The sequence below is a fragment of the Caulobacter sp. HMWF025 genome (assembly GCF_003060965.1).
Taxonomy (GTDB): Bacteria; Pseudomonadota; Alphaproteobacteria; order Caulobacterales; family Caulobacteraceae; genus Caulobacter.
This window is the reverse complement of the sequence record NZ_QAII01000153.1, coordinates 1,428-9,324: the sequence shown is the minus strand read 5'-3', so window position 1 is coordinate 9,324 and position 7,897 is coordinate 1,428. Positions and strand designations below refer to the sequence as shown.

The following is a 7,897-nucleotide window of genomic DNA, read 5'->3' as shown; positions in this document are numbered from 1 at the left end:
GTCATAGGCCCCGCCGAGCCGGAGGCCCACGGCCCCCGCGCCGTCGACCCGCACGCCCGGTCCGCCGGGCGGGGCATAGGCGGTCAGGGTTCCGGAAGCCGGCTTCACCTGGCCGTCGGCGGTCAGGGTCTCGGCATTGACCCGGGCCTGGATGGCCACGCCGACCGGCGGCGGGGCCGTGGTCAGGTCCAGCTCGGCCAGGGTGGCGCCGGCGGCGAGGGCAAACTGCAGACCGACCAGGTCCAGGCCCGTGACCTCTTCGGTGACCGTGTGTTCGACCTGCAGCCGGGGATTGGTCTCGATGAAGGCAAAGGCCCCGGTCTCGATATCCAGCAGATATTCCACGGTCGCCAGACCGCGATAGCCGGCGCACAGGGCCTGGGCGGCCGTCGCCATGGCCGTGCGTGTCGTCTCGGTCAGGTTCGGGGCCGGGGCGATCTCGACCAGCTTCTGGTTGCGGCGCTGCAGTGAGCAGTCGCGGTCGCCGACGGCCAGCACCGAGACCCCGTCGCCGACGATCTGCACCTCGATATGGCGGGCCCGGTCGATGCGCTGCTCGGCATAGAGGCCCTCGTCGCCGAACGCGGCTTTCGCCTCGCGGGCGCAGGCGGCGAAGGCGGCGTCCAGCTCGCCCGGATCCAGCACGGCCCGCATGCCGCGTCCGCCACCGCCGGCCCGGGCCTTCAGCATGATCGCCCCGTGCTCGGCCAGGAAGGCCCGGGCTCCGTCCAGGTCGAGCGCGCCGGTGCCCGGGATCAGCGGCACGCCCAGCCTCTCCGCCAGGGCGCGGGCGGCGGCCTTGTCGCCGAAGGTGTCCAGATGCTCCGGCGAGGGGCCGATGAAGGTGATGCCGGCCGCCGCGCAGGCCCGGGCCAGGTCGGCGTTCTCGGACAGGAAGCCATAGCCGGGATGCAGGGCATCGCACCCGCTCGCCCGGGCGGCCGTGATCACGGCGGCGATGTCGAGATAGGCCTTGGCCCCCGGGCCGGGCAGGGCGACGGCCTGGTCGGCGGCTGCGACATGCGGACTGCCGGTATCGTCGGTCGCGAACACCGCCACGCTCGCGAGCCCCCGTTCGGCCGCCGCGCGGGCGATGCGGACAGCGATTTCGCCGCGATTGGCGATCAGCACGCGCTTGAAGGTCATGGGAGCTCCCGGCTCACGGTTCATACGACCGTTTGACGCACAATGACGGCCCCGGCTTGACTCTCCAACCCCGCAAGATCAGAACAAAAGTGGAACAAAGAGGATTGGAAGAATGCCCGGATCGCGCCAGGCGCGTCTTGTGGCTTTGAAGGGCCGGATCGCTGCTCTGGAAGCAGGGGCCCGGACTCCGACTCCGGTGCTGCGCTTCGGCGAGCCCGCCATCGACGGCTGTTTCCCCGGCGGCGGCCTGCCGTCGGGCTGCTGGCACGAGGTGATGGGGGCCGGGCTGGAGGACGAGACCGCAGCGGCCCCCGCCGCCTTTGTCGCCCGCCTGACCCGGCCGCTGCTGGCGACCGGGGCGGTGGTCTGGGTGATGCGGCGCGATGACCTGCATGCGCCGGGTCTGGCGGGGCTGGATTTCCCGACCGGCCGGCTGATCCAGGTCAAGGCCCGCGACGAGGCCGAGGTGCTGTCGGTGCTGGAGGACGCTCTGTCGACCGTCGGGGTCGCCGCCGCCGTCGGCGAGGCGGAGGCGCCGGAGCTGAAGGCCGGCCGCCGTCTGCAACTGGCTTGCGAGAAGCGCGGCAGTTTCGGGGTGCTGCTGCACCGCCGGCCCTATGGCGGGGCGGCCGGGCGGGCGCGGACGGTGTCGGGCTCCTCGGCCTTCAGCCGCTGGCGCATCGCCGGAGCGCCCAGCCAGCCGCCGCCGGGGGATCCCGGCCTCGGCCCGCCGCGCTGGCGGGTCGAACTGGAACGCTGCCGGGGCGGTCGCTCCGGCGTCTGGATACTGGAGTCCCTGGAGGCCGATGATGGCCCGCATTCTTTCCGTCTGGTGCCCCAACTGGCCGATCACGACCTGGCGACGGCGGGGGGGCGGCTCCGGATCGCAGGGTAGGGCCACTGGCCCCCTCCTCCCCCAGAGGGGGAAGACGGGATCATCTTCCCCCTCCGGGGGAGGAGGATGCGCAGCATCCGGAGGGGGCGAGTCTGCGCCGCCCCCGCCCCTCGCCCTGATCGCCACCGAGGCCGGCACCCGGCGGCTGGTGGCGCTGGACGAAGCGGCCATGCGGCTGGGCCTGCATCCCGGCCAGAAGGTCGCCGACGCCCTGGCCCTGGCTCCGGACCTTGTCACGGTCGAGCATGACCCGGCTGTCGACCGGGCGGCGCTGGAGGCCCTGAGCGACTGGTGCGTGCGGTTCTCGCCGGCCGTGGCGCTGGACGGCGACGACGGCCTGTTCCTCGACATTACCGGCACCGACCACCTGTGGGGCGGCGAGGCTGCCATGCTGGCCGACCTGCTGGCCCGGCTGGCGCGCTGGGGCGTCCCGGCCCGGGCGGCGATCGCCGACACGCCCGGTGCGGCCTGGGCGCTTGCTCGGTTCGGGGCCCGCTTCGGCGACGATGGCCAGATCGCTCCGCCCAATGGCCAGCGGGCCCTGCTGGCCGACCTGCCGGTTGCGGCCCTGCGGCTGGATGCGACGGCGACGGCCCAGCTGCCGCGCCTGGGGCTCTATCGCATCGGCCAGCTGCTGGGCCTGCCGCGGGCCCAGCTGGCCAAGCGGTTTGGCCTGCTGCTGACCCTGAGACTGGATCAGGCCCTGGGCGCGGGCGGCGAGGCCCTGGTGTTCCGGCGACCGGCCTGTCCCTGGCTCGAGCGCCTGGCCTTCGCCGAGCCGATCAGTGCGCCGGACGACCTGGCCCGGGCGACCGGCGACATCACCGCCCTGATCTGTCGCCGGCTGGAGGCCGAAGGCCAGGGGGCCCGGCGCTTCGAGGTGACCTTCCACCGGCTGGACGGCAAGGCGATGAGCGTCCGGGCGGGGCTGGCGCGGGCCGGGCGCGACGCCGCCCGCCTGACCCGGCTGCTGGCGCCCCGGCTGGACGTCATCGACCCCGGCTTCGGCATCGAGGTGGTCACGGTCTTTGCCGGTGACGTCGAGCCCCTGTCGGCGACCCAGGCCAGGCTGGACGCAGAAGCCGGCGCGGGCCTGGACGAAACCCTGGCCCCGCTGGTCGACCGGCTGGTCAACCGGCTGGGCGAGGAGCGGGTCTGGCGGGCCGATCCTTACGAGAGCCATGTGCCCGAGCGGGCCCTGGTCCGCCGGGCACCCCTGGCCGCCCCCAGCGGGGCCGGCTGGGATCCCGACCGGCCCCGGCCCGTGCGGCTGTTCCGCCGGCCCGAGGCGATCACCGCCCTGGCCAAGGTTCCCGACGATCCGCCGGTCCAGTTCACCTGGCGGGGCCGCGCGCACCGCGTCCGTCGCGCCGAGGGGCCCGAGCGCATCGGCCAGGAATGGTGGCGGGGCGATTTTGCGACCACGGGCCCGGGCCGGGTCCGCGACTATTACCGCGTCGAGGATGAGGTCGGTGGCCGTTTCTGGATCTTCCGGCAGGGCCTGTTCGGCGGCGACGAGGTGCCGAAATGGTGGATCCATGGCCTGTTCGGGTGAGGGGATCACGTGCCCCCTCCGGGCCGCTTCGCGACCCTCCTCCCCCGGAGGGGGAAGACCGGATCATCTTCCCCCTCCGGGGGAGGAGCGCGCCGGCGCGGAGGGGGCAAGGGCCGCCCCATGACCCACGCCTATGCCGAACTGCAGACCACCAGCAACTTCTCGTTCCTGCACGGGGCCTCGCATGCCCGCGAGCTGATGATCACGGCCGAGGGGCTGGGTCTGGCGGCGGTCGGGATCGTGGATCGCAACACCCTGGCCGGGGTGGTGCGCGGCTGGGCGGCGGCCCAGGCCCTGAAGGTGCGGGCCCTGACCGGCTGCCGGCTGGACTTCGCCGACGGCACGCCCAGCCTGCTCTGCTACCCGTCCGACCGTGAGGCGTTCGGGCGGCTGACGCGGCTGCTGACCGTCGGTCAGAGGCGGGCCGGCAAGGGCCAGTGCCAGCTGGCCTGGAGCGACTTCCTCGACCATGCCGAGGGCCAGCTGGCCCTGATCGTGCCGCCGGCCCGGCTGGACGAGGCCTTTGTCCGGGATCTGAACCGCATGGCCGGCGACCTGCGCGGCCGGGTCTGGCTGGCGGCCAGCCGGGCCTATGCGGCCCGCGACCTGCAGCGGCTGGCGCGGCTGGAGGCCCTGGCCCTGGCGGCCGGCGCGCCGATGGTCGCCACCAATGACGTGCTCTATCACGGCCCCGAGCGACGGCCCCTGCAGGACGTCATGACCTGCGTGCGCGAGCACTGCACGGTGCAGGAGGCGGGCTTTCGCCTGCAAGCCAATGCCGAGCGGCACCTGAAGACCCCCGGCGAGATGGCCCGCCTGTTCGAGCGCTGGCCCCGCGCCGTGGCCCGCAGCCTGGAGATTGTCGAGCGGATCGGCTTCGACCTCGGCCAGCTGCGCGAGGCCTATCCCGACGAGCGGGTGCCGCCCGGCAAGACGGCCATGCAGCACCTGACCGACCTGACCTGGGCCGGGGCGGCCTGGCGCTATCCGGGCGGCGTGCCCGAGGCGGTCAAGACCCAGCTGGCCGAAGAGCTGCGGCTGATCGGCAAGATGGACTATCCCAACTACTTCATCACGGTGCACGACATCGTCCGCGAGGCCCGCAAGATGGGCATCCTGTGCCAGGGGCGCGGCTCGGCGGCCAATTCCTCGGTCTGTTTCTGCCTGGGCGTGACCTCGATCGATCCGACCGAGCACCGCCTGCTGTTCACCCGCTTCATCTCGGAAAACCGCGGCGAGCCGCCCGATATCGACGTCGATTTCGAGCACGAGCATCGCGAGAAGGTGATGCAGTACATCTATGGCCGCTATGGCCGCGACTATGCCGCCATCTGCGGGACGGTGATCCACTACCGGCCGCGCAGCGCCATCCGCGACGTCGGCAAGGCCCTGGGCCTGACCGAGGACGTCACGTCCCTGCTGGCCGCCACCGTCTGGGGCAGCTGGGGTGACGGCCTGCCCGAGCAGCATATCCGTAAGGCGGGCCTCGACCCCGAGGCCCCCGAGATCGCCCGCGCCGTGAGCCTGGCGTCCGAGCTGCTGGGCACGCCGCGCCACCTGTCGCAGCATGTCGGCGGCTTTGTGTTGACCAAGCGGCGGCTGGACGAGACCGTGCCGATCGGCAATGCGGCCATGAAGGACCGCACCTTCATCGAGTGGGACAAGGACGACATCGACAGCCTGAAGCTGATGAAGGTCGACATCCTGGCGCTGGGCATGCTGGCCGCCATCCAGCGGGCCTTCGGCATGTTGCGGGCCGATCACGGCCAGCCGATCTTCGACCTCGCCGACGTGCCGCGCGAGGTGCCGGGCGTCTATGACATGCTGTGCAAGGCCGACAGTGTGGGGGTGTTCCAGGTGGAAAGCCGGGCCCAGATGTCGATGCTGCCCCGGCTGAAGCCGCGCGAGTTCTATGACCTGGTGATCCAGGTGGCCATCGTGCGGCCGGGGCCGATCCAGGGCGACATGGTCCATCCCTATCTGCGCCGCCGTCAGGGGATCGACCCGGTGGAGTGGCCCGCGCCGTCGCCGGAGCATGGTCCGCCCGACGAGCTGAAGGCGATCCTGGGCAAGACCTATGGCGTGCCGCTGTTCCAGGAACAGGCCATGAGTCTGGCCATCGAGGCGGCCAAGTTCACGCCCGACGAGGCCGACGGCCTGCGCAAGGCCATGGCTACCTTCAAGAACCTCGGCACGCCGGCCGAATATCGCGACAAGTTCGTCGAGGGCATGGTGTCGCGGGGCTATCAGCGCGAATTTGCCGAGCGCTGTTTCAGGCAGATCGAGGGGTTCGGCCATTACGGCTTTCCCGAAAGCCACGCGGCCAGCTTCGCCAAGCTGGTCTATGTCTCGGCCTGGATCAAATGGGCCTGGCCGGACGTGTTCTGCGCCGCCCTGATCAATTCCCAGCCGATGGGCTTCTACCAGCCGTCGCAGCTGGTCCGCGATGCCCGCGAGCACGGGGTGGTGGTGCTGCCGGTCGATGTGCTGGCCAGTGACTGGGACTGTACGCTGGAGGGCATCAGCTTCGTCCGGGATGACAGGGTTTCAGGCAGCAGGATCTCCAACCCCGACACCCGCCCGGACTGGAAGGCCGTGCGGCTGGGGCTGCGGCAGATCAAGGGGCTGCGGGCGGGGATCGATATCCCGCCGCTGAAGAAGGCCCGCGAGGAGGGCGCGCGCACGCCGGCCGACTTCGCCCAGGCGGGGGTGCCGCAGCGGGCCCTGGAACTGCTGGCCGAGGCCGATGCCTTTGCCGGGGCGGGCCTGACGCGGCGCGAGGCCCTGTGGGCCGTCAAGGGTCTGAAGGGCGAGAACCGGGCGCCGGTCCAGACGCCGCTGCTGGCGGGCCTGCCGCTGTTCGAGGCCGCCGTCAGCCTGCCGGCCATGGGCGTGGCCCAGGAGGTGGCCGAGGACTATCGCACCACCAGCCTGTCGCTGAAGGCCCATCCCTGCGGCTTCTTCCGGTCAATGCTGGACGGCATGGGCGTGATCCCGGCGGCGCGGCTGGCGCAGATGAAGGACGGGCGGCGGGTGTCGGTGGCCGGGCTGGTCCTGATCCGCCAGCGGCCGGGCACGGCCAAGGGCGTGGTGTTCATGACCCTGGAAGACGAGACCGGCGTGGCCAATGCGGTGGTCTGGAAGGACTGTTTCGAGGCCCACCGCAACCTGGTGATGACCGCCAGTTTCCTGGTCGTGCACGGCCGCCTGCAGGTCGCCGACGGGGTGATCCACGTGGTCGCCGAGCGCTTCACCGACCTGACGGCCGAACTGGGCCGCCTGAAGGAAGACCCCGCCGCCCCGGCTCCGCGCGTACGCTCACGGGTGTCGGGGCGGTTGCAGAGGAGCCGGGATTTTCACTGAGGGTGATCACTCGCCCCCACCTGACCGCTTCGCGGTCGTCCGCCCCCATAGGGGGCGGATGAGTTCATCTTCCCCCTCCGGGGGAGGAGCGCCGCAGGCGCGGAGGGGGCAAGTTCAAACCCCCGCCACCACCTTCACCGGCTGGCCCGGATGGGTCTGGCGCAGGCGTTCGACCAGGGCAAACAGCAGGGTGCGGACGCGGGTCTCGTCGCCGGCCAGGGCGGCGGCTTCCAGGCCGGCCAGGGTGGCGTCATCCACATGGGGCAGGGGCGTCGCGGGCGTGGCCTGGCGGATGCCGGGGGCCTTGGGGGCGGCGATCTCGTTGATGTCGACCAGGGTCTCGGTCAGCTTCTCGCCGGGCCGCAGGCCGGTGATCCGGATGGCGATGTCGCGCTCGGGGACCAGGCCCTGCAGGGCGATCATCCGGCGGGCCAGTTCGATGATCTTGACCGGCTCGCCCATCTCGAGGGTCAGGACGCTGTCGGGCGGCGCGACATCATCGGCCGACAGGGCTACGGCCCGCAGCACCAGCTGCACGGCCTCGGGGATGGTCATGAAATAGCGTTCGACCTCGGCATGGGTCAGGGTGATCGGCCCGCCGCGGGCGATCTGGTGCTGGAAGATCGGCACGACCGACCCGGCCGAACCCAGCACATTGCCGAACCGCACGACGCTGACCCGGGGACCGCCTGCGCCGCCCTGCTGACGGACCACGGCCTCGGCCACCCGCTTGGTGGCCCCCATGACGCTGGTCGGGGCCACGGCCTTGTCGGTCGAGATCAGGGCGAGATGCGTCGCGCCGCAGGCCCGGGCGGCCGCGGCCACATTGCGGGAGCCGAGGATATTGGTCCGCACGCCCTCGCAGGGATGGTTCTCGACCAGGGTCACGTGTTTGAGCGCGGCGGCGTGGAAGACGATCTCGGGCTTTTCGGCGGCGA

The 7,897-nt window shown here is 71.9% G+C and carries 5 protein-coding genes; 3 read left to right on the top strand and 2 right to left on the bottom strand.

The genetic code is table 11. The annotated features are described in order from the left end of the window. Positions 1-1,146, bottom strand: a 1,146-nt coding sequence (locus DBR10_RS20225) for an ATP-binding protein (RefSeq protein WP_272482610.1), incomplete at its 3' end; no start/stop codon positions are given. Positions 1,147-1,258: 112 nt separating this feature from the next. Here DBR10_RS20225 and DBR10_RS16255 point away from each other — a divergent pair. The 3 genes from DBR10_RS16255 to DBR10_RS16245 all read left to right on the top strand — a co-directional run bounded on the left by DBR10_RS16255 (position 1,259) and on the right by DBR10_RS16245 (position 6,959). Further along, positions 1,259-2,041 (top strand): ImuA family protein, encoded by a 783-nt coding sequence (locus tag DBR10_RS16255; RefSeq protein WP_199225356.1) that lies wholly within the window; start codon positions 1,259-1,261, stop codon positions 2,039-2,041. Further along, positions 1,956-3,596 (top strand): Y-family DNA polymerase, encoded by a 1,641-nt coding sequence (locus DBR10_RS16250; RefSeq protein ID WP_108556516.1) that lies wholly within the window; start codon positions 1,956-1,958, stop codon positions 3,594-3,596. Before DBR10_RS16255 ends, DBR10_RS16250 begins: the two co-directional genes overlap by 86 nt. A gap of 120 nt (positions 3,597-3,716) precedes the next feature. Continuing rightward, complete coding sequence (locus DBR10_RS16245) at positions 3,717-6,959, top strand: error-prone DNA polymerase (protein WP_108503739.1); 3,243 nt, start codon at positions 3,717-3,719, stop codon at positions 6,957-6,959. Between the two features lie 114 nt (positions 6,960-7,073). Here the strand turns inward: DBR10_RS16245 and DBR10_RS20220 are convergent. Further along, on the bottom strand, positions 7,074-7,897 hold an 824-nt coding region (locus DBR10_RS20220), incomplete at its 5' end, for a polysaccharide biosynthesis protein (protein WP_442861124.1).

Excerpts from the sequence above, each read along its gene's own strand:
- DBR10_RS16255 (WP_199225356.1), top strand. The coding sequence starts at position 1,259 with ATGCCCGGATCGCGCCAGGCGCGTCTTGTGGCTTTGAAGGGCCGGATC.
- DBR10_RS16250 (WP_108556516.1), top strand. The coding sequence starts at position 1,956 with ATGGCCCGCATTCTTTCCGTCTGGTGCCCCAACTGGCCGATCACGACC.
- DBR10_RS16245 (WP_108503739.1), top strand. The coding sequence starts at position 3,717 with ATGACCCACGCCTATGCCGAACTGCAGACCACCAGCAACTTCTCGTTC.